Source organism: Aliidiomarina soli (assembly GCF_003986975.1).
Taxonomy (GTDB): Bacteria; Pseudomonadota; Gammaproteobacteria; order Enterobacterales; family Alteromonadaceae; genus Aliidiomarina; species Aliidiomarina soli.
The window spans coordinates 253,820-274,998 of the sequence record NZ_PIPO01000003.1 but is presented as its reverse complement, the minus strand read 5'-3'; the positions used below and the strand labels follow the sequence as shown (position 1 = coordinate 274,998).

The window sequence follows — 21,179 nt, the reverse complement described above, 5'->3', positions numbered from 1 at the left end:
TATTAGAAGTTGAAGGTATTATGAATGAGTTATCCATCCTGTGTCAGCCGACAAGGCGTAACCATTTGTAAATCAGACAAGGAAAGATGTAACTAACTGTGTCAATCGTCCAACACTCATACGAACCTGCTCTCATGCTGACAGGTGGCGGCGCCCGCGCAGCCTACCAGGTCGGCGTACTAAAAGGCATCGCCAGCATGGTGCCTCGCGCTCATCCCCTGCCATTTCGGATTCTGACCGGTACCTCAGCAGGCGCACTGAACGCAGCCAGTCTGGCCTGCTATTCATCCAATTTTCATCTGGCGGTAAAGAAACTAGAGCAGGTATGGACCAACTTTTCCACCGATCAGGTCTATAAATGCTCAACCGGCGAAGTCTTCGGGCATCTGATGAGTCGGGTTGGTCGAATTTTTCAGTCCGAAACCGCTGAGAACCCTGCCTCCAGCCTTTTTGACAATCAACCGCTGCGGGAACTTATTCATCGGGTGGTCGATTTCAGAAAAATAGACCGCCAGATACAGCGTGGCTACCTGCGCGCTATTGCCATCAACGCGTCCTGTTACAACAGTGGACACTCGATCTCATTTTTTGAGGGCGCCTCCCATTATAAGAACTGGAAACGTGCCAACCGCGAGGGTGTCCGCAGCCGCTTGACGGCTGAACATCTGATGGCATCTGCCGCTATTCCGATGATCTTCCCCGCTATCGAACTGCAACATAAGTTTTACGGCGACGGCGCTATTCACCAGATATCGCCATTAAGCCCGCCAGTGCACTTGGGGGCGAGTAAAATCCTGGTGATAGGTGTCGACCAGCCGCACATGGAGGATCATCTGCAGCGGCATTACGTTCCGTCTAGCGCCACTATTGCCGGGCACTTACTGGATACTATCTTTGCCGATACCCTGAATTCCGATGTTGAACGTATGCAACGTATCAACAGTACCATTCGTCAACTGCAACGGGCCGGCAGTGAACACCCGGAACTACGCCTCGTTGATACGCTGATAGTCAAACCGGAACTGGATTTCAATCAAATGGCGCACCGCCATTTTGAGCGCATGCCCAGTGCAGTGCGACGCCTGCTAGGGCTGGTTGGAGTCGATCAGGATACCCCTTCCAGCATCGTCAGTTACCTGCTCTTTGAAAAAGAGTACTGCCGGGAGCTAATCGATATTGGCTACCAGGATGCGCTGAAACAGGAAAGTGAAATTCATCACTTTCTTGAGCTTGGCGGCCGACCAATACGATAAACAATATAGCTTGTGCTGGCTCAATAACAACTACGCAAACTTTGCTAGATCTTTACACAGCCTGATCTACAATTACCGTTTACTTTCTATACTCTAACTATGTGCACCTACGAAAAAACTCCTAGGAACCATCTTTGTTCATAGGACGTTTAGGGGGCTAACCGATCATCGACCTTTTAAGATAGAAGGTACGATAAAGATCATAGTGTGCAGGATTGTGAGGTCAGGGTATCAGGCAAGGTTGCTTAAAATGTCCACAGGGCACACCCTACCCCACGATGATGTATGAATGTATAACAATGCCTCGGTAAAGCAGTATAAGTTGTAAAACAGGCTCGATAGGGATGGACAAGCTAGTGAATGCATCAGCACCACAGACCGACTTTGCAGGCAATACGTATTCAGGTACCGAGCTGTTATTGCAGCAACTGCAAAAAAGCCTCGAGTTAGAAGCTATTTTGAACTCGTACTATACCTTTATCCAAAGCGAGCTCGACCTGCTTAGCCTCAGCTATCAACACCAGGATATTCAATCGGTCCTAATGCGCCATGCTGCAGGACTGGAAGCCCCCTGCAAGGTCCATCAACTGCGCTTGAATGGCAACTTTCTCGGTGAACTTCATTATTATTTTTCTACCAGCCCGAATAAGCAGCAGCTCAGTTGGCTTAAACACTGCGAAGTAAATTTGCTTTATCCGTTGCACAACGCTCTTCAATTTCGCCGCTTACGCTTTCAGGCAGTACGCGACCACCTGACCAACCTGGGCAACCGCGTCCTACTGGACGAAGTGCTGCAGCAACTACTGACCGAACATGAACGCCACAATCAACGCCATGCGCTGGTATTACTGGATCTGGATAACTTTAAAGCGGTCAATGATATCCACGGGCATCAGTGCGGCGACCATGTACTGGCTGAATTCGCCGCGATCCTGCAGCAACAATTGCGGGGCAGCGATCGGTTGTTCCGCTATGGTGGGGATGAATTCCTGGTCATTGTTGACAGCCCGGATGAAATTACCTTGCAGCGGATTTTCCGTCGTTTACAACTATCCATCGATAGCCATCCGTTATTACGCGAGCATGCTATCACCTGCTCGGCAGGCGCGGTTTTCGTCAAACCATCACATGACGCAGAAAGCCTTCTTGAAGATGCCGACAAAGCACTTTACTGCGCCAAACGAAACGGTCGTAATCAGTTAGTAACGCCGGCTACGCTAGCCCTGACCCAGTTCGGGTAAATACCTCGCTGGGCCCCTTGCGCGCACTCAATTTGATGATTGATACCGAGTAACGGCACCCATAACAGCTGGTGGCCGTCGGTAACAACCGGCCAGCGTTGGCGTTGCCATTCTGCAATGCCCTGCTTTTTTAATAAACGATGCGCTTTATGCAAAGTACCACCGGGTCTGCGCTGAAAATCATCAGAATGGCGCAATAGTCGCACCTGCAACTGCGTATCTGCGTCCACCATGACTTCCTGCGTTCCGCTCGCTGTCAATTCGCCTAGTCCATCCGGCAATTGGAGCGCCTCTGCACCATCCCAGGCCAGACTAAACTGGCTTAAGTCCGCGAATAACGGAAGTACCTGCACGCGGTCACGATGACTACGCAGTTGCCACTGCGACCAGCGCACCTGAACCTTACCGCCCTGCATCTGCTGCAGCATCTGCGAGAGTACGGCTTCGCTGGGCATCGCCGCGCCCTGACGCTGAATGAACAAACGTAACAGCGCGGCCTGGTGAACAGAGGACAGGTTGTCGAAAGCGCTGCTATCTAAACCATTTTCGTCCAGGCGTAACTGCAAATCCGACTCCAACAGACTCTCTAGCAACTGCTGTTGCTCACCACAAAGCCGTGCCGAACGAGCAACAGTTTGTTCGAACTGCGGCCAGCGGGCGCGCAATTCAGGGACAATCTCGTGACGCAAAAAATTGCGTTCAATGCGGGTATCGAGGTTGGTATCATCTTCCACCCATTGCAGTTGACGCGCATTCGCATACTGATAAATTTCATCTTTGCTGTGCCCAAGCAACGGGCGACACAGTCGGCGCCTTCCGCTGAATGGCGCCACAGCCGCCATCGAGGCAAGTCCTTTCGGCCCGGAACCGCGTTTAAGCTGCAATAAAAATGTTTCAGTCTGATCACTGAGGTGCTGACCAAGCAGGATCACTGCGTTGTCGTCAGTCAGTTCGGTCAGGCGCTGATAACGGGCATCACGCCCCTGTGCTTCTTTACTCTGGCGATTGCTGAGCGGAACATCCAGCGGTTCGACAATGTAGTCAATGGAGGAACGCTGGCAGTACTCACGCAGGAACTGCGCCCACTGTGGCGAGTCAGGGTGAAAATAATGGTCCAGATGAATAGCAAGGTAATGATGTTGAGGGTGTTGCTGCCGGTAGCGCAGGGTTAAATCGAGCACTGACTGGGAGTCAGCGCCACCACCTAACGCAACGACAATGGAGGACGGCCCTTGCAGTTGCAAACTGGCAAGGGCCGCACAATAACTTTGATAAAACTGGTCACTAATGGACTTAACAGTAGCCAAAATTCATTAGTTTCTGGTAACGGCTGTCAAGCAAACTGTCGGTATCCTGCCCTTGCAGACGGTCAAGATCATTCAGTAGTTGTGCTTTTAAACGACTCGCCACTTCAATATGGTCACGATGCGCCCCGCCCAAAGGTTCTGCAATGATGGTATCAACCAGACCCAGTTCGTGTGAACGCTGAGCAGTAACCCCCATGGCATCGGCAGCCAGTTCGGCTTTACTTGCACTTTTCCACAAAATCGAGGCACAGCCTTCCGGAGAAATAACTGAGTAGGTGCTGTATTGCAGCATATTAACTTTGTCACCAACGCCTATCGCCAGTGCGCCGCCCGACCCACCTTCACCGATCACGGTACAGATTGTTGGCACTTTCAAACGCGACATCACTTTAAGATTACGCGCGATGGCCTCACTTTGACCACGTTCTTCAGCGCCAACACCCGGATACGCACCAGGGGTATCGATGAATGTCAGAACAGGCATCTTAAAACGTTCCGCCATTTCCATCAGACGCAATGCTTTTCGATAACCCTCTGGTTTCGGCATGCCGAAGTTACGACGTACTTTCTCACGGGTTTCGCGGCCTTTCTGCTGACCAATCACCATCACTGGTTTGCCATCCAGACGGGCAATGCCACCCACGATGGCTTTGTCATCAGCAAAGGCTCGATCGCCTGCCAATTCATCAAAATCGGTGAACATATGCTGAATATAATCCAGCGTATACGGACGCAATGGATGACGAGCCAACTGTGCAACCTGCCAGGATGACAGGTCAGAAAAAATCTTTTCGGTCAGCTCAATACGCTTCTTTTGTAACTGTTTCACCTCTTTTTCAAGGTCAATGTTCAGATCACCTTTAGCGCTGACACTGCGTAATTCATCGATCTGCGCTTCTAATTCAGCGATAGGTTGTTCAAAATCCAGAAAATTCAGGCTCATCAGTACATTCCAACTTTCGATTAAAAGACCAGCTTGACCTGGCTGGTGCCCAGTATATCCCATAGTTCGTAAAGGACATCGTCTTTCGGTTCAATAAACCAGTTACCACCTGGTTTCAGATCCACACTGGCATTCTCTAACTGACATTGTAAAACAATTGGGCAGGTTCCCCCAGCCGCACTTTGCAATGCCTGTTCGATACGAGTCAGCTGCGGTTTGGCCAGTGTGGCAAGGTCGAGCTGAATACTCAGACCTTTAACGTATTGGGCACGCGCCTGCTCTACTGTCATTACTTCATAAGCGGTCATTGTATTGCCACCACTGAAGTTATCAAATCGGACTTCTCCTTTTACCCACAAAATTGAGTCTTTTTGCAGCAAGTCCTCATATTTTTCAAACTCCTGGCTATACAGTCGCATATCCATTCGCATACTTCTATCATCGAGCGTCACGATGGCCCAGCGCTGGCCTTTCTTATTGACCATCATCCGCACATCCAGCACCAGTCCCGCCGCACTGACGTAATTACCACGCCCGGTTTCACCCAGGTCGGCTAAACGGCCACTGGCATAATGTTTCAGCTCGCGCCGATAGCGGTTAATCGGGTGACCGGTTAAATAGAGTCCTAACGTCTCTCGCTCAGCCTCGAGCCACATCGGTTCTGGCCACTTTGACACCTGCACAAATTCAGCATCAATATCATCTGTCGACTCAGCGCTTAATACGCCAAACAGATCCGCCTGCCCCATGGCCTCATTTTTCGCTGCCTGATCCGCCTGTTTCATTGCTTTTCCGAGTGTTGCCATAAGCGTCGCCCGGTGCGGTCCAAGGTTATCCAAAGCACCCGCTTTAATCAGTCGCTCCATAACCCGGCGATTCAGTTTTTTGAGGTCGACCCGACGACAGAAATCAAACAAATCCCGAAATGGCCCGTCCTCATTACGCGCGGTAATAATAGACTCTATCGGCCCCTCGCCGACTCCCTTGATAGCACCAATGCCATAAACAATACGCTGCTCGTCATCGACACTGAATTTATGTTCGCCTTTATTCACATCGGGCGGCAAGATGGTTAACCCCATGCGTTCACATTCGTCGACCAGGGTAACAATCTTATCGGTGTTATCCATATCGGCCGACATCACCGCGGCCATGAACTCTGCGGGGTAATGAACCTTCATCCACAAGGTTTGATAGGAGACCAGCGCATAAGCTGCAGAATGCGACTTGTTAAAGCCGTAACCGGCGAACTTCTCTACCAGATCAAAGATTTTAATTGCAAGTTCCGGGTCAATTCCATTATCAGCCGCGCCTTTTTCGAACACCGCGCGTTGCTTTTCCATTTCTTCCGGTTTTTTCTTACCCATCGCCCGACGCAGCAAGTCAGCACCACCCAGGCTATACCCGGCCAGCACCTGAGCGATTTGCATAACCTGTTCCTGGTAAAGAATAACCCCGTAGGTCGGTTCCAGAATCGTCTTCAGGGAGTCGTGCTGATATTGTGCATCGGGGTAAGAGATTGCTTCCCGGCCGTGCTTACGGTCAATGAAGTTGTCGACCATCCCTGATTGCAGAGGCCCCGGCCGGAACAGCGCCACTAAAGCGATAATGTCTTCGAAGCTATCCGGCAGCAGGCGCTTGATCAGCTCTTTCATTCCGCGTGACTCAAGCTGGAATACGGCAGTCGTCTCGGCTTTTTTCAGCGACCGGAAACATTCCTTGTCATCCAGAGGAATCGCCACAATATCAACTGGTTCACGGCCTTCCTTACGCAACCTCGGGTTCACCATATCCAACGCCCACTGGATAATGGTCAGGGTGCGTAAACCAAGGAAGTCGAATTTAACCAACCCAGCAGTTTCAACATCGTTCTTATCAAACTGAGTAACCGGAAAGTTTCCATCTTCATCGCAATAGAGCGGTGAAAAGTCGGTAATTTTAGTCGGCGATATCACCACCCCACCGGCGTGCTTACCAGCATTTCGGGTTACACCTTCAAGACGCCGGGCCATATCAATGACCTCTTTAACGTCTTCGTCTTCGTTGTATAACTGAGGCAGACGAGGCTCTTCTTCAAAGGCCTTGGCCAGAGTCATCCCGGGAGCGCCAGGAATAAGCTTGGAGATTCGGTCAACAAACCCATACGGATGCCCAAGTACCCGGCCAACGTCACGCACCGCTGCTTTTGCGGCCATAGTACCGAACGTAATGATCTGAGACACCGCATCGCGGCCGTATAGATCAGCCACGTGGTCAATCACCTCGTCACGCCGATCCATGCAGAAATCGACATCGAAATCGGGCATCGAAACCCGCTCCGGATTCAGAAAACGCTCGAAAAGCAAATCGAATTCAAGCGGATCGAGATCGGTAATTTTCAGCGCATAGGCGACCAGCGAGCCCGCACCCGAGCCCCGCCCCGGCCCCACCGGAATATTGTTGTCTTTACTCCACTGAATAAACTCCATCACGATCAGGAAGTAACCAGGGAAGCCCATGTCATTGATAACTTTCAGCTCGATTTGCAGGCGCTCATCATATTCACCGCGTTGAGCGGCCCGTTGCTGAGGGTCCGGAAAAAGAAATTCGAGCCGTTCTTCAAGCCCCTTCTGCGACGCCTGCACCAGATAATCAGCAATGCTCATATCGCCAGTTGGAAAGTCCGGCAATACATACTCATCGAGCGTCACGGTGACATTGCAACGCTTGGCTATTTCGATCGTGTTGGCGAGCGCTTCTGGAATATCTGCGAACACCTCTGCCATTTCGGCTGCACTGCGCAGATACTGTTGTTCGCTGTATTGCTTGGGCCGACGTGGGTCGCCTAGGGTATAGCCGTCATGAATTGAAACCCTGATTTCATGGGCGTCGTAGTCTTCAGCATCGAGGAAAACGACTTCGTTCGTAGCCACCACCGGGAGGTCGTATTGACTCGCCAGATCAACCGCCAGATGCAGATAGTCTTCTTCCTGCGGCCGTCCGGTGCGGATTAATTCAAGATAAAAATGGTCGGCGAAATGGGTTTGATAAAATTGCAGGCTTTGCTGCAACGCTTTCTCATTGCGCTGCAGTAACGCCTGGCCGACATCACCGTCTTTGGCACCAGAAAGCACAATCAAACCGTCTGCTTTGTCAGCCAGCCAGCTTTGCTCGATGCACGGCCGCCCGCAACGATGACCTCGAAGGTAGGCATCCGATATCAACAGGGTCAAATTCTGATAGCCCGTGTTATTTGCTGCCAGTACCGTCAGACGGAATGGGGTATCCGGCCAGTCATCGCTAAGCACCCACAAATCAGCCCCGATTAATGGTTTAAGGCCGAGGTCTTCTGAGGTTTTGTAATAACGCACCAAACCACACATATTCATCTGGTCGGTCAATGCCACAGCAGGCATTGCCAGCTCAGACGCTCGCTTACACAGCGGCCCTACTTTTTGTACGCCATCGATCATGGAAAAATCGCTATGCACACGCAAGTGAATAAAAGCAGGTGTTGATGTCATTAAATAGGTAACCTTTTGCAGCTAAAACGCGGTCATACGCAGACAGCTAAACATACACAAACAGACCTGTTATTGTGCCTTAAAGACAAGCGGATCGCCACCGATGAAAAGGGTCCAACCAGGGTCGGAAATCTGTTACCCTTTTGAGGTATAAGGGACTACTAACAAAGAGTAAAAAAACACTATGCGCAACAACCTTCCGGTAAGTGGAAAAGAACACCGTTACCCAGAGCATTATCGATTAATTTCGTCTACTGATACCCGCGGTATCATTACTCACTGCAATGACGCTTTTGTCGAGGTTTCCGGCTTTAGCGAAGAGCAACTGATTGGTGCCCCTCATAACCTCGTGCGCCACCCTGATATGCCCCCAGCTGTCTACAAAGACATGTGGGAATGCTTACGCAGCGGTAAAGCCTGGATGGGGGTGGTTAAAAACCGCTGTAAGAACGGCGACCACTACTGGGTAAGTGCGTATGTGACCCCAATTAAAGACGGTTCAACCATTGTAGGCTATGAGTCCGTTCGGGTGAATGCGGATGAAGCCTCGAAGCAACGCGCACAACAAATGTATGATCGTATCCGCGCCGGAAAATCTGCCCGTACCGGCATGCAACAAGCGCTTAGCTATGGTCGCGAAATGCTACCTGTGGCAGTGCCTGGTTTAGTTGGTAGTGCCATTCTGGCGGCGATTGCTGGCCCTACTGCAGCCATCGTCGGTCTGGCCAGTGGCGCAGCCGCCCTGGCCTGGCAACAGGCGCATTCAAATAGTTGTCTGCGTGCCATGTTAGCTCAACGTCCGGATGCCTATCAGGACCCGTTGGTCGCACAAAGCTACAGTGACTGGCATGGTCTGCGCGCGCAATTGAACTTGGTACTGCTAAGTGAGGCAGCTCGTGCCCGCACCGCCTTGACCCGGATTGAAGATGCCGCCACTCAGTTGCATCAAATCGTCGCGCAAACCCGTACTCAGGCTCAGTCCAGTAACCAGTTGATCGAAGAGCAGAACAACGCGACCGAGAATACCGCCTCAGCGATTAATGAAATGGCGACCTCAATCGGCGAAGTAGCAGATAAAGTTGAGAGCAATGCCGCCCAGGCAGATGTCGCCAGCAAGAGTGTCGACAGCAGCACCGAAACTGCCGCTGAAGCGCTGCTTGCAATTGAGAATCTGAATAAATCAGTGCACAGCATTGCTGCGACGGTGAAAGCACTGGCTGAATCAACAGGCAGTATTGGGCAGGCCGCTGACCTGATTTCTGACATTGCTGAACAGACTAATTTACTTGCGCTCAACGCAGCGATTGAAGCGGCACGCGCTGGTGAGCACGGCCGTGGATTTGCAGTCGTCGCCCAGGAAGTTCGCGCGTTAGCGCAACGCACACGCGAATCAACACAGAATATCCATTCAATTGTGAATAACCTGAAAGAACGTGCAGAGGACGCCGTCAGTGTTTCTCTGGCCGGTGAAGAAACAGCCTTGGCTGGGGTAAGTAAGGTTGAGCAAACAGAAAGCGCGTTGCGTGATATTGCACGTGCCATCAACGATATCACCGACGCCTCAATGCAAATGGCGACCGCTGTGGAAGAGCAAAGCAATGTAGCGGAACATATTAATCAGCAAATTACCGCTATTTCCGATATCGCTCAGCAGAGTAAACAGAATGCCCAAAATACATTCGACTCAAGCGAGCAACTGTCCACCACCACGGAAGAGCTGTATTCACTGATTAAGCGGTTTGCAGCGCGTTAGTCGGTTCTACCAGGCGTCGATTCTGTAAACCTGAGCAGATAAAGGTATATAGGGGCAGACCACCAGCAATGGTGGTTTGTGCTCTAGCCATCCGGCACGAATTTCAGGCACAAAAAAATCGCCTTAAGGCGATTATTAAGTGGCGGAGCGGACGGGACTCGAACCCGCGACCCCCGGCGTGACAGGCCGGTATTCTAACCAACTGAACTACCGCTCCACACGGTACTTTCTATCCGAAAGCTTGTTCATCTTTGTGCATGCTTTTTGCTGCTTGCGTTTGCTCAGTTCAAGTGGCGGAGCGGACGGGACTCGAACCCGCGACCCCCGGCGTGACAGGCCGGTATTCTAACCAACTGAACTACCGCTCCACATACCTGAGCTTACGCTAACATTGCATCAAGAAACGAATTGGCGGAGCGGACGGGACTCGAACCCGCGACCCCCGGCGTGACAGGCCGGTATTCTAACCAACTGAACTACCGCTCCGCTGTATACAGCGTTCGCTCTCAATGCGGCGAGGATAATACGAGTCGCCCGCGTCGCCGTCAACCCTTTTTTCCGCCTTTGCGTCTGTTTGCGCACGAAATCGCCAAAACGTCTACTTTTTAGCTTTTCCGCTGTTCTTTCCTTGCCCACGGCGACGGAATAGCATCACGCCGATCCAGCCGAGCACCAGAACCAGATTCACCCCTACAATCAAACCCAGCATAACCCGTTGTTTACGTAAGCGTTCACGCTCTGCTGCAACCTGTGCAGCAATTTCAGCCTCTCGCTGCTCTGCCCGGATCGCTGCCAGTTCCTCGTCTGTAGGCCCCGCTGGTTCGGGCTGACGCGCCATAAAGTCATAGGTAGCCACGGTAGCCTCGATTTCGCGCCCGTCTGTGGTGGTCGCAAACAAGGTTAAATCGATAGCAAAACTTCCATTCACATAATTTGGGATCCGTTCCCGCAATCGGTCACCCATCGCTGTGCGGATATCTATCCGCTGAATTTCGCCATTGGGATACTCAACATCGCCGCGTAAGACCAAGTCATCAACCTGCAGTTGTTCCTCATCGACGTGAATATCAAGCACATGAGGCACTCCCTCAGTGGCGGACACCCGCACTTCCAGTTGAACTGGCAACTCAGCCAGCATAATTGGCGACTGCTCGTAGGTGCGTTGGTACAATGGCGTGATCGCCTGGTACGACGGCAAGTACGGTCCCGACGGTGCATTGAACCAAATTTCACCGGTAAAGATACCGTCTCTGGCCCGTACGTCATGACCACGACCATCGTCGAGAAAATCCCCTAAGTGCCGCGGATTAATACCAAAGTTGTTGTGGTTCTCATCATTGGTACTGACCAGATGAAGCTGCATCTGGATGGCACTGCGAAAATCGCGTTGCTCAATGGGCTCACCAGCCTCGGTGAAACGCCCTTCAACGCTGATGGTCTCGCCGCGGAAAATACGTTGCGGCAGTGGCTCCGCATGAAACTGCAGATCAGAGATAACCATCAACCGGCTTTCAGGTCGTAGTGCTCCGGACACTTGCCAGGGACCGCGCATGGGCGATTCGATACGCACCTGGTCAAAACCGGCACCAGACTCCCATTGCACGTCTTGTGGATGACGCGAGCTATACCACTTACTGCCATCTGGTAAAATCAGCACCACAGGGTCAGTCCCATGATCACGAAAAAAGACCATGGTGATCTCATCTACATGATCGTCAATACGAAACCGATCACCAAGCAACGGTAATTGATTATCAGGTGCCATTTCGGTTAACCGAAAGGCGTCGTACGGATTAGGTAAAGATTCAGCCACCGCCGCTGGCTGAGATGCCAGCAAGACAGTAAGTGCTAAACCACAACGAATTAACCAGACACGGGCCAAAGAGACTCCCCTCCCTTCTTAAGAAGCTTTGCGATGCGTTGCTGATGTGCTGCTTCTTCTTCGGCAGATGCAGGTAAAACCTTTAGCGCTGGCCGTTGATCGGGTAAGCGTCGGATGGCTGTGAGGTCAGTCAGCTGACCATCTTTGTCTTTATCTGCCAGCGACAGTTTGCGCTGGCCGCCGGTCATCCACAGATAGACATCAGCCAGGATTTCGGCGTCGAGTAACGCGCCATGCAGGGTACGGTGTGAATTATCAATATCGAACCGTTTGCACAGTGCATCCAGGCTGGCCCGTTGCCCGGGATACAACTGCCGCGCCAGCGCCAGGGTATCCAATACCCCGGCAATGTCTTTGGTTAAGCCGTACGGCGCATTAATGCGATTAAACTCAGCATCCATGTGGCCAACGTCGAACGGCGCGTTATGGATAACCAGCTCAGCACCACGGATAAATTCAACAAACTCATCAACGACTTGCGAAAAAACTGGTTTGTCTTCCAGAAACTCATTGGTAATCCCATGCACGCGGATGGCATCTTCTTCAACCAGGCGCTCCGGGTTCAGGTAGGCGTGAAAATGGCGCCCTGTCAGTTTACGTTCGATTAACTCAACGCAACCGATTTCGATGATACGATGACCCTGTTTAGGGTCGATACCTGTGGTTTCTGTATCCAGCACAATTTGTCGTTGCGATTTGGAATCAATCAGTTCATGCATATCATCAACCTTTTATTTTTGCTGTCGGGCTGCGTATACTCGACGCTTTCACTGCACCGGCATATCTGTCAGAGCGCTATAGTAGCAACATCAAAACCTGAGAAGAAGCATGCAGACAAAGGACGTAACAATATTTACCGATGGCTCCTGTCTAGGAAACCCCGGACCTGGCGGCTACGGGGCGATTTTACGCTACGGAAAACATGAAAAAGAACTGGCTCAGGGTTTTCGTCTGACCACGAATAATCGAATGGAGTTGATGGCCACAGTGGTCGCACTCAATGCGCTGACCAAAGCCTGCAAAATCGATGTCTACACAGACAGCGAATATGTCCGCCAGGGCATTACTAAGTGGATTCAGGGCTGGAAAAAGAAAGGCTGGATGACCAGCGCAAAAAAGCCAGTCAAAAACCAGGATCTATGGCAGGCACTGGATAGCGCAATTGCCCGCCACAAAATTGAATGGCACTGGGTTAAAGGGCATTCAGGCCACCCGGAGAACGAGCGTTGCGATGTATTAGCTCGAACCGCGGCCGAGCGTGGCCCTCATGACGAAGACCACGGATATCAGCCGGACTAACCTTACAGGCGCGCTTTGCGCGCCGCGAACCAGCCGATAATCATCATCACCACAAAAACCAGCGTAGCGACGCTGCCCGATGTCAGTGCCGCTATCGCCGGACCCGGACAATAGCCGACCAGTCCCCAGCCTAAACCAAACAGCAGCGCTCCAATCACCAGTGGTTTGTCAATGCGGTTGCTTTTTGGCAGGTGAAATTGAGTATCGCAGACTGGCGCTTTACGCTTGCGGATAAGCAAGAATCCGGGTAGAAAAACTGCCAGTGCCCCTGCCATCACCAATGCCAGGCTGGGGTCCCAGCCCGGACCCAGGTGCAAGAAGCCGAGCACCTTATTGGGATCGATCATCGCTGACACCGCAATCCCCGCCGTCATCAGGAGTCCGCTTAGAAAAGCCATTAAAATTACCATGTGGCTGCCCCCTGAGTGAATAAGGTTGCAATGAGGAAGCCCGCAGCCATGAAAATTAACGTGGCTACAATTGAGCGCTTCGATAACCGGCCAATACCACAAATACCATGCCCCGAGGTACAGCCCGACCCTACGCCGGTGCCGACGCCAACCAGTAAGCCAGCCACGACCACTTCCCAGCCAAGATCTGGCGTGGCAAAGGTAAAGTCGGTTAAAATCAGGCCAACCAACAAAGGCCCCACTAATAACCCGGCGACAAAGGCCAGCCGCCAGGCCCGACCCTCGGTTTGAAATATAGCGCTTGACGCTATACCCGAAATACCAGCTACCCTGCCCAGCATTAACATCAGCAATAGCGCGCCGCTACCGATGATAGCGCCGCCTATCAGCGCACTAATGGGGGTGAAGTTTTCCATTTTTTTCTCGCCTTACACTGTTGGCTTGCCGCTATCGACCCAGGCTTGCATCCCACCTGCGACTGAAAATACTTTTTCTAAACCCATTTTCTGTAACGACTCTGCGGCCAGCGCAGAGCGTCCACCGGAGCGACAAATCAGGTAAGTCGGACGAGCCTTTAGCTGCTCCAGCGCGACCATAGGTTCGCAGCCACTTGCTGCTACCGATGGATGATTGGCCAACTGGAATTCGAGCACGCCGCGCGGCAGATTGATTGCCTCTTTTATATGATGATCGCTGTATTCAGCGGGTTCCCGAATATCAATGATCAACGCGTCTGACTCTGTCACCTGAGCCAGCTCATCAACGCTGCATTCAACGATTGCCTGCTTTGCCTCTGCTACTAACTGTTGTGCTGTTTTCATAACCTTGTCTCACCTTATACTGCTTTTTGTGCACGCTGCACGACCAAACTACCCTGCTATTCTGATTAATATTAACAGGGCCTAATTAATTCGCTATAAAACGGACTGATAAATCACCACAGCGGCCATTAACACCAGAAAAACCGCAAATCCGCGCTGCATTTTCTGCTTAGGTAACCGTATGGCCAGCCAGCTGCCGCCAAAACTACCTATCACGCCTGCCACAATCATGGTGGCGATTACGCCCATTTCGAACTGATAACCAGCATTCGTCATCGGCACATAGTACTGGGCAAAACCGACCACGGATTTAAGTGCAATAATAACCAGACTTGTTGCGATCCCGATCGGCAGACTTAGCCCACCCAAGAGAACCAACGCCGGAACAATCAAAAAGCCACCGCCAACCCCGACAAACCCAGTGATACAGCCTACAATCAGACCCTCTGCCATCACTTTCCAGGGCCGTATAACAATGGGGGCACCCAGTTCAGGTAAGCGCGCCCGCCACATCATGTAAGCGGCCACTATCATTAACAGCGAAAATACCAACAGCTGCCAGCGTGGATCTACCATTAAACCCGCGAGTGCGCCAAGCCAGGTTCCAAACACGCCTGGAATACCGAAAAAGCCAACATGGCGCCAGCTGATTAATTTCTTAAATGCGTTTTGCACTGAACCAAAAAAACTGATGCCGGCCACAATCAGCAATGACGAGGCAATCGCTACCTGAGGGTCCTGGTGCAAAAGATAAAGCAACACCGGTACGGTAAGAATCGAACCGCCCGAGCCAAACAAGCCAAGACTTAGGCCTATTATCAACGCACCAAAAAGAGCCATCTTTAGATTCCTGCTTCTATCGCCAGTCACTATATTCAAAAATAGAATATACTTATAACCAAGAAATTATAAACCCAATATTAAGTATGTCAAATGTTTCGACTGGTCGGCGACGGCACGGCTTTCGGGGTTGTAACCTGACGTGCGAACTGGAGAAATCCCGGGCTCGGGGTTAATGGGAACACGCGCTTTCGGGCAATCAAATAATAGCAGCTGCGCAGCCAGGGGACATAATTGCACAATCGATTTTCGCTCTCGTGACTGGCATCACTGCGGCTAAGCCAAAGCGCGCGGCTGCCAGCGTAACCACTGGCCAACACTTCATAGTTCAATAACCCCAGCCAGTCTTCAATCCGGGCCTTACTAAAATAGCGACCACTCCATGGCGGTTTGCCCGCACTACCGGGAAATAACCCGGTCAGGGTTGCCAGCGCTAGCGGATTATACAAAGTTAGGATCAGGTAACCGTCAAACGCCAGGCTACGATCTGCTTCACGCAGTAACTGATGGGGGTCATCCGCATACTCAAGTACATGCGCCATGATCACCACATCTACACTGCGCCGGGCAAAAGGTAGTGCGTTCAGCTGAGCCCGCACCCGGGCATCATCGCCAGGATGAACCGGGACTTTCTCACGTGCCCGGCAACCTTTTGAAATGGCTTCACTTAACCGACCCAACTGGAGCGCGTAATCGCCGGCTATGGTTGCCCAGTACGGAGCCAACGCATTGCGCTCCGCCTGACACAGGTAGCTACCATGAGCCAGATCACGCCAGGCCAATGGCTGACGTTTGGAACGTGCGACTAAAGCTGGTTTTATTAACATCTAAGGCCCCTTATACTGGGCAGTATACTCTGACTGAGGATGCAGACTTATGCAATTACATGCCATTCGTGCGTTTGACGACAATTACATCTGGCTGATTGACGCTAGTGACGGTAAGCATTGCGCGGTCGTCGACCCAGGTCAAGCGGCGCCGGTACTTGAGTACCTGGACAAGCACCAGTTAACACTTAGCGCGATCCTGATTACCCACCATCATCACGACCACACCGGTGCTATTGACGAGTTAGTGGCGCGCTTCGGCTGCCCGGTATTTGGCCCGCATAATAACATTGCAGGTATTACCCACCGACTAGAGGATGGTGATACTATCAAGGTGCCTGATCTGCCTCTTGAATTGGCAGTGCTCGCTTGCCCGGGGCACACGCTGGACCATATTGCCTTCTACGCTGAACCCTGGCTGTTTTGCGGTGATACCTTGTTCTCAGCCGGCTGCGGTCGTATGTTTGAAGGCGAACCGAAGCAATTTTTTAGCAGTTTACAGCGTTTTCGACAGCTACCTGAGGATACGCTGGTATATTGCGCTCATGAGTACACTGCGGCCAACCTTGCCTTTGCAAAGGCAGTGGAACCCGACAACCATATGCTTGACAAACATTCGCAATGGGTGCAAAAAAAACGTCAACAGGATATGCCGACGTTGCCATCTACGTTAGCCTTGGAGGCAGAAATTAACCCCTTTTTGCGCTGCCACTTACAAAGCGTCAAAGATGCAGCGCAAATCCATGCGCAAACCAGTCTTGGTGACCCGGTAGAAGTCTTTGCCTGTCTACGCAACTGGAAAGATAACTTTTAAGTCAATGGCATACCAATCAGTATGTATCATTGGCGTAGATTTTGCTTAAATTTACATCAGTAAGTAGCCGCGTAGCGGTTACCTTTAACGATAAAATGGCTTTAAAAGCCGTGCGCTACATAGGTTGTATATGAAAAAAATATGTCTTGCGGTACTCGGTGCCCTTGCTTTGTCTGGCTGCCAGGCGACCCAATGGGTTTCTGATAATGTGATGCCGAAGCCTTATACCGATGAGGAACGCACTCACTCCATGGATGAGGGCCTGGCGTTATACGCGCTCAATGCCCCCGTCAATTTACCGACACCAACCTCGACCGATACCAGCCTCTCCCCTCAGCAACAGGCTGACCTGTGGGATCGCATACGCTTGCAAATGAGTATTGATGTGCCTGTTAACGAACGAGTGCAGACTCATATCGATTGGTACACCCGCCACTCGAGCTATATTGATCGCATTTCACAGCAGGCCGCACCCTTTTTATATCTCATTATTGAGCGTATCGAAGAACGTGGATTACCAGTAGAGCTGGCGCTGGTGCCTGTGGTCGAGAGTTCCTATGATACCTTTGCCTACTCTCATGGCAGTGCATCAGGCATTTGGCAGTTCATCCCGAGCACCGCGACTTACTACGGTTTGGATATCAACTGGTGGTACGACGGCCGTCGCGACATCATTGCTGCCACCGATACCGCGCTGGATTACCTGGAACGCCTGCACCGTACCTTTGACGGTGACTGGCTGCACGCGATGGCTGCGTACAATGCAGGTCAGGGCCGGGTCGCCGGAGCGATCCGTCGCAATAAAAATGCCGGTCTAGAGACTGATTTCTGGTCACTAGACTTACCACGCGAAACGCAAAACTACGTTCCGAAAATTCTGGCGCTGGCCGAGCTGTTACGTGACAGCCAAAACTATGGCGTTGACTGGCGTTATGTTGCCAACCAGCCTGTCACCGCGGTAATTGAACTTGAGAATCAGATAGACTTAGCGCAAGCCGCTGAAATGGCGGGGATGACTCTGCACGAATTGCATCGCTTTAACTCTGGGTATAATCGCTGGGCTACCGGCCCGGACGGCCCCCATCGTTTACTGCTGCCAGTGGCCAACGCCGAGCAGTTTAACGTTGCCCTGGCGCAAACGTCGCCTGAGCAGTGGATGAACTGGCAACGCCATCAGGTACAAAGCGGCGAATCGCTGATCCGGATTGCAAATCAATACGGTACAACCGCACGTGCAATCCAGTTAGCCAATGAACTCGACGGGCACGTTATCCGCCAGGGCGACCATCTATTGATTCCGGTGGCCAGTCTCGACCTCGAAGAATACACCCTGAGTGCTGAGCAACGCCGGGTGTCGACGCAAAACCGTTCGCGAGGCAATCATCGTATTAACCACCAGGTCGCCAGTGGCGACACCTTATGGGACCTTAGCCGTAAATACAATGTGCCGGTACGCAGCTTAGCCTCATGGAATAATATGGCACCGGGTGACTTTCTTCGCCCCGGTCAGACGCTGACCATCTGGCGCCAGGAGCGTCCCTCCAATGCAGGCGATGGCGCGGTGGTCCGGGCGGTCTATTATCAGGTCCGTTCAGGCGATTCGCTGGACCGGATTGCCAACCGTTTCAGTGTCTCCATTGCAGACATTGAGCGCTGGAATGAGATCAACCGCCAACGCTTTTTACAGCCAGGCCAACGGCTTACCTTATACGTTGACGTCACCCGGGTAAATATCTGATGAAACGGCTACTTTTAATTGGCTTGTGTTTGATTTGCTGGGCGCTGGCAACGTCTGTTAAAGCCGACACGAATGACGAAGATAGCCGCGGTTTTTCGTATCGGATAGAAGGTCAGGCGGTGCTCGCTGACGGCGAAGAAATTGAAGTCGACATGTTACTCGGCTTTCAGCGCAGCCAGACCCATGGCTGGTATTTCCGCGCTGGACCGGACTACATTTTCCGCAACACGCCGCCGGAAGCCTACTACCTGAACCTGATCCTGGACGGCGAAGGACACGCCTACGTTCTGGAATTTTCCGATCAGCCGATTAAGACCTTTCTTGTCACCGTGGATGACTATGAACTGGAACTAATGCCAACTGAAAACCCGGAGATAAATTTTGGTGTTCGCCTGCGTATGGACCAGCGACAGTACCTTTTCGACAGTTCTCACCCGCGCCTGCGTTTTGAATTAACGGAAGATGGGCTGAGCAGCATCGTAGCCGAGCGCACCATGCGCGACTTATCCATCCGCCGCGCCGAGTAACGCCAGTAAGTCTGCTTCGCTGAGCACTGGGACCCCCAGTGCCTCGGCTTTAGCCAGCTTCGACCCTGCTTTTTCACCAGCAACCACACCACTGGTTTTGGCTGACACACTACCAGCAACTTTTGCTCCAAGTGCCATCAACTGCGCTTTCGCTTCATCCCGGGTCATCTCAGTCAAGGTCCCGGTCAATACATACGTCTTACCGCTCAACGGCTGTTCGCTTTGACTCGGGGCACTCAGCTGAGGCCAACTAACGGCCTTATCACCACTAATCAGCGCATTGATAACCGTCAGGTTATGTGGCTCACGAAAGAACGCGTACACATGTTCAGCCACGACCACGCCCACATCATTGACTTCCTGCAGTGCGTCTTTGTCTGCAGCCATTAAGCTATCCAGCGATGCAAAGTGCAGCGCCAGGTTTTGCGCCGTGGCTTCCCCTACTTCCCGAATACCCAGGCTGTATAGGAATTTGGCTAAAGTAGTGACCCTGCTTTTATCTATGGCGGCGACCAGGTTCTGCGCTGATTTAGTCCCCATACGCGGTAACGATGCCAGTTGCTGCGTGGTCAAACTGTAAAGTTCAGCCGGGCTTTGTACCCACTCGCGCTCTACCAGTTGTTCAATCAGCTTGTCACCCAGGCCGTCAATATCCATGGCTTTACGCGACGCATAATGCATCAGCGCCTGCTTACGCTGTGCCGCACAATACAAACCACCGCTACAACGCGCCACAGCTTCGCCTTCAACACGTTCAACCGCGGACTGACAGACCGGACACTGGGTTGGAAATTCGATGGCTTGCGTGGACGCCGGACGTTCATCCAACACCACTCCAACGACCTGCGGAATAACGTCGCCAGCGCGCCGAACGATCACGCGATCGCCAATACGAACGCCCAGCCGCTCTATTTCATCCGCGTTGTGCAGCGTCGCATTGGATACGGTAACCCCGGCCACTGTCACCGGCTCCAGCCGGGCTACAGGGGTAATAGCGCCTGTCCGACCGACCTGAAAGTCGACCCCTCGCAACCAGGTAAGCTCCTCCTGAGCCGGAAATTTATAGGCAATCGCCCAGCGTGGAGCCCGTGAAACAAAGCCCAGTTGCTGCTGCAAGTCGATTGCATCAAGCTTAAATACCACACCATCAATTTCATAGCGCAACGCTGCTCGGCGTTGCTGGATATCTGCATAATACTCAAAGCATGCGTCACTGGTATCCAGTTGACGAGTTTCAGGACAGACCGGCACACCCCAGTCTTTTAACTGCATTAAACGCTGGTAGTGGCTGTCGTCATCCAATTCACGAGCCGGTTCGACTTCTCCCATCGCATACGCATAAAACTGCAAGGGTCGCCGGGCAGTAATCCGCGAATCCAGTTGGCGCAGACTTCCGGCCGCCGCATTGCGTGGATTGGCAAATACTTTTTCCCCCAGCTCGCGCGCTTTCTCGTTATAGGCGCTAAAGCCTGCCACTGGCATAAATACTTCACCCCGCACTTCCAGCCGCGCCGGGACATCGCCGCGCAAGCGCAATGGCACGTTTTTAATGGTCCGTACATTGGCGGTAATATCTTCGCCCTGATAACCGTCACCACGGGTAGCCGCACGCACCAGCTTGCCGTCCTCATATAAAATACTAACGGCTGCGCCATCCAGCTTAGGCTCTGCACACCAGCGCAGCCCTTGCTCCCCGCTCCGCTCTTCAATCCGGCGAATAAATTGTTCCATCGATGCCTGATCAAAAGCATTGTCGAGGGACAACATCGGCACCTCATGGGTAACCGTAGCGAAAGCCCCGGACGGCGGCGCACCTACTTTTTGCGTTGGTGATTCATCGCTGGCCAGTTCTGGAAACTGGCTCTCAAGCTCCGTTGCCCGCGCAAACAGGCGGTCATATTCTGCGTCTGGTACGCTCGGCGCGTCCTGCACATAATACTCATAGTTATATTGCTGCAGGCGATCGCGTAAGTCTTCCAGCTCGGCTTCCGCAGCGGCCAGTGATAAAGATGTTGTCATGT

General features: G+C 52.1%; 18 protein-coding genes and 3 tRNA genes. 7 read left to right on the top strand and 14 right to left on the bottom strand.

Translation table 11 applies throughout. From position 1 onward, the window contains the following. Positions 1–134 precede the first annotated feature (134 nt). Both CWE14_RS07850 and CWE14_RS07845 read left to right on the top strand, forming a co-directional pair. The gene (locus CWE14_RS07850; RefSeq protein ID WP_126799103.1) at positions 135–1,253 is read left to right on the top strand and encodes a patatin-like phospholipase family protein; all 1,119 of its coding nucleotides are present in this window, start codon (positions 135–137) and stop codon (positions 1,251–1,253) included. Between the two features lie 344 nt (positions 1,254–1,597). Further along, positions 1,598–2,494 (top strand): GGDEF domain-containing protein, encoded by an 897-nt coding sequence (locus tag CWE14_RS07845; protein WP_126798859.1) that lies wholly within the window; start codon positions 1,598–1,600, stop codon positions 2,492–2,494. Here CWE14_RS07845 and tilS read toward each other — a convergent pair. From tilS to dnaE, 3 genes are read right to left on the bottom strand one after another with little or no spacing between them, the layout of a single operon-like run. Then, positions 2,449–3,801, bottom strand: a complete 1,353-nt coding sequence (tilS, locus tag CWE14_RS07840) for a tRNA lysidine(34) synthetase TilS (protein ID WP_126798858.1) — start codon at positions 3,799–3,801, stop codon at positions 2,449–2,451. The genes CWE14_RS07845 and tilS overlap by 46 nt on opposite strands. Next, positions 3,788–4,744, bottom strand: a complete 957-nt coding sequence (gene accA, locus CWE14_RS07835; RefSeq protein ID WP_126789754.1) for an acetyl-CoA carboxylase carboxyl transferase subunit alpha — start codon at positions 4,742–4,744, stop codon at positions 3,788–3,790. The genes tilS and accA overlap by 14 nt, the downstream gene beginning before the upstream one ends. A gap of 20 nt (positions 4,745–4,764) precedes the next feature. Beyond that, a complete protein-coding gene (dnaE, locus tag CWE14_RS07830; RefSeq protein WP_126798857.1) occupies positions 4,765–8,247 on the bottom strand; it encodes a DNA polymerase III subunit alpha in 3,483 nt (1,160 codons plus the stop codon). 184 nt (positions 8,248–8,431) lie between these two features. On the opposite strand from dnaE, the gene CWE14_RS07825 reads away from it, so the two are divergent. Beyond that, the gene (locus CWE14_RS07825; protein ID WP_126798856.1) at positions 8,432–10,000 is read left to right on the top strand and encodes a methyl-accepting chemotaxis protein; all 1,569 of its coding nucleotides are present in this window, start codon (positions 8,432–8,434) and stop codon (positions 9,998–10,000) included. 140 nt (positions 10,001–10,140) lie between these two features. Here the strand turns inward: CWE14_RS07825 and CWE14_RS07820 are convergent. The 5 genes from CWE14_RS07820 to dnaQ all read right to left on the bottom strand — a co-directional run bounded on the left by CWE14_RS07820 (position 10,141) and on the right by dnaQ (position 12,601). Beyond that, a tRNA-Asp gene (locus tag CWE14_RS07820) sits at positions 10,141–10,217 on the bottom strand. Positions 10,218–10,291: 74 nt separating this feature from the next. Then, positions 10,292–10,368 (bottom strand) — tRNA-Asp (locus CWE14_RS07815). Between the two features lie 41 nt (positions 10,369–10,409). Beyond that, positions 10,410–10,486 (bottom strand) — tRNA-Asp (locus CWE14_RS07810). A 112-nt stretch (positions 10,487–10,598) separates the two neighbouring features. Continuing rightward, positions 10,599–11,882: a TIGR03503 family protein gene (locus CWE14_RS07805; protein WP_126798855.1), complete on the bottom strand. Its 1,284-nt coding sequence runs from the start codon at positions 11,880–11,882 to the stop codon at positions 10,599–10,601. Then, complete coding sequence (gene dnaQ / locus CWE14_RS07800) at positions 11,864–12,601, bottom strand: DNA polymerase III subunit epsilon (protein ID WP_126789758.1); 738 nt, start codon at positions 12,599–12,601, stop codon at positions 11,864–11,866. Before dnaQ ends, CWE14_RS07805 begins: the two co-directional genes overlap by 19 nt. Positions 12,602–12,710: 109 nt before the next feature. On the opposite strand from dnaQ, the gene rnhA reads away from it, so the two are divergent. Then, entirely contained in the window at positions 12,711–13,181 is a 471-nt protein-coding gene (gene rnhA / locus CWE14_RS07795; protein WP_126789759.1) for a ribonuclease HI, read from the top strand. Between the two features lie 2 nt (positions 13,182–13,183). On the opposite strand, the gene CWE14_RS07790 is transcribed toward rnhA, so the two are convergent. From CWE14_RS07790 to CWE14_RS07770, 5 genes are all read right to left on the bottom strand, one after another. Continuing rightward, positions 13,184–13,579, bottom strand: coding sequence for a DUF6691 family protein (locus CWE14_RS07790; protein ID WP_241972353.1), 396 nt, complete (start codon positions 13,577–13,579; stop codon positions 13,184–13,186). Between the two features lie 5 nt (positions 13,580–13,584). Continuing rightward, entirely contained in the window at positions 13,585–14,007 is a 423-nt protein-coding gene (locus CWE14_RS07785; protein WP_126798853.1) for a YeeE/YedE family protein, read from the bottom strand. Positions 14,008–14,019: 12 nt separating this feature from the next. Beyond that, the gene (locus CWE14_RS07780) at positions 14,020–14,412 is read right to left on the bottom strand and encodes a rhodanese-like domain-containing protein (protein WP_126798852.1); all 393 of its coding nucleotides are present in this window, start codon (positions 14,410–14,412) and stop codon (positions 14,020–14,022) included. 93 nt (positions 14,413–14,505) lie between these two features. Beyond that, complete coding sequence (locus CWE14_RS07775; protein WP_126798851.1) at positions 14,506–15,252, bottom strand: sulfite exporter TauE/SafE family protein; 747 nt, start codon at positions 15,250–15,252, stop codon at positions 14,506–14,508. A gap of 89 nt (positions 15,253–15,341) precedes the next feature. Continuing rightward, positions 15,342–16,079: a class I SAM-dependent methyltransferase gene (locus CWE14_RS07770; protein ID WP_126798850.1), complete on the bottom strand. Its 738-nt coding sequence runs from the start codon at positions 16,077–16,079 to the stop codon at positions 15,342–15,344. A 49-nt stretch (positions 16,080–16,128) separates the two neighbouring features. Between CWE14_RS07770 and gloB the strand changes: the two genes are divergently transcribed. The 3 genes from gloB to CWE14_RS07755 all read left to right on the top strand — a co-directional run bounded on the left by gloB (position 16,129) and on the right by CWE14_RS07755 (position 19,158). Further along, a complete protein-coding gene (gene gloB, locus CWE14_RS07765) occupies positions 16,129–16,893 on the top strand; it encodes a hydroxyacylglutathione hydrolase (protein ID WP_126798849.1) in 765 nt (254 codons plus the stop codon). A gap of 130 nt (positions 16,894–17,023) precedes the next feature. Then, positions 17,024–18,631, top strand: coding sequence for a LysM peptidoglycan-binding domain-containing protein (locus CWE14_RS07760; RefSeq protein WP_126798848.1), 1,608 nt, complete (start codon positions 17,024–17,026; stop codon positions 18,629–18,631). Then, positions 18,631–19,158 carry a hypothetical protein gene (locus CWE14_RS07755; RefSeq protein ID WP_126798847.1) on the top strand — a complete coding sequence of 176 codons (528 nt, stop codon included), beginning with the start codon at positions 18,631–18,633 and terminating at the stop codon, positions 19,156–19,158. Before CWE14_RS07760 ends, CWE14_RS07755 begins: the two co-directional genes overlap by 1 nt. On the opposite strand, the gene ligA is transcribed toward CWE14_RS07755, so the two are convergent. Continuing rightward, a complete protein-coding gene (ligA, locus tag CWE14_RS07750) occupies positions 19,135–21,177 on the bottom strand; it encodes an NAD-dependent DNA ligase LigA (protein ID WP_126798846.1) in 2,043 nt (680 codons plus the stop codon). The genes CWE14_RS07755 and ligA overlap by 24 nt on opposite strands. Between the last annotated feature and the right edge of the window lie 2 nt (positions 21,178–21,179).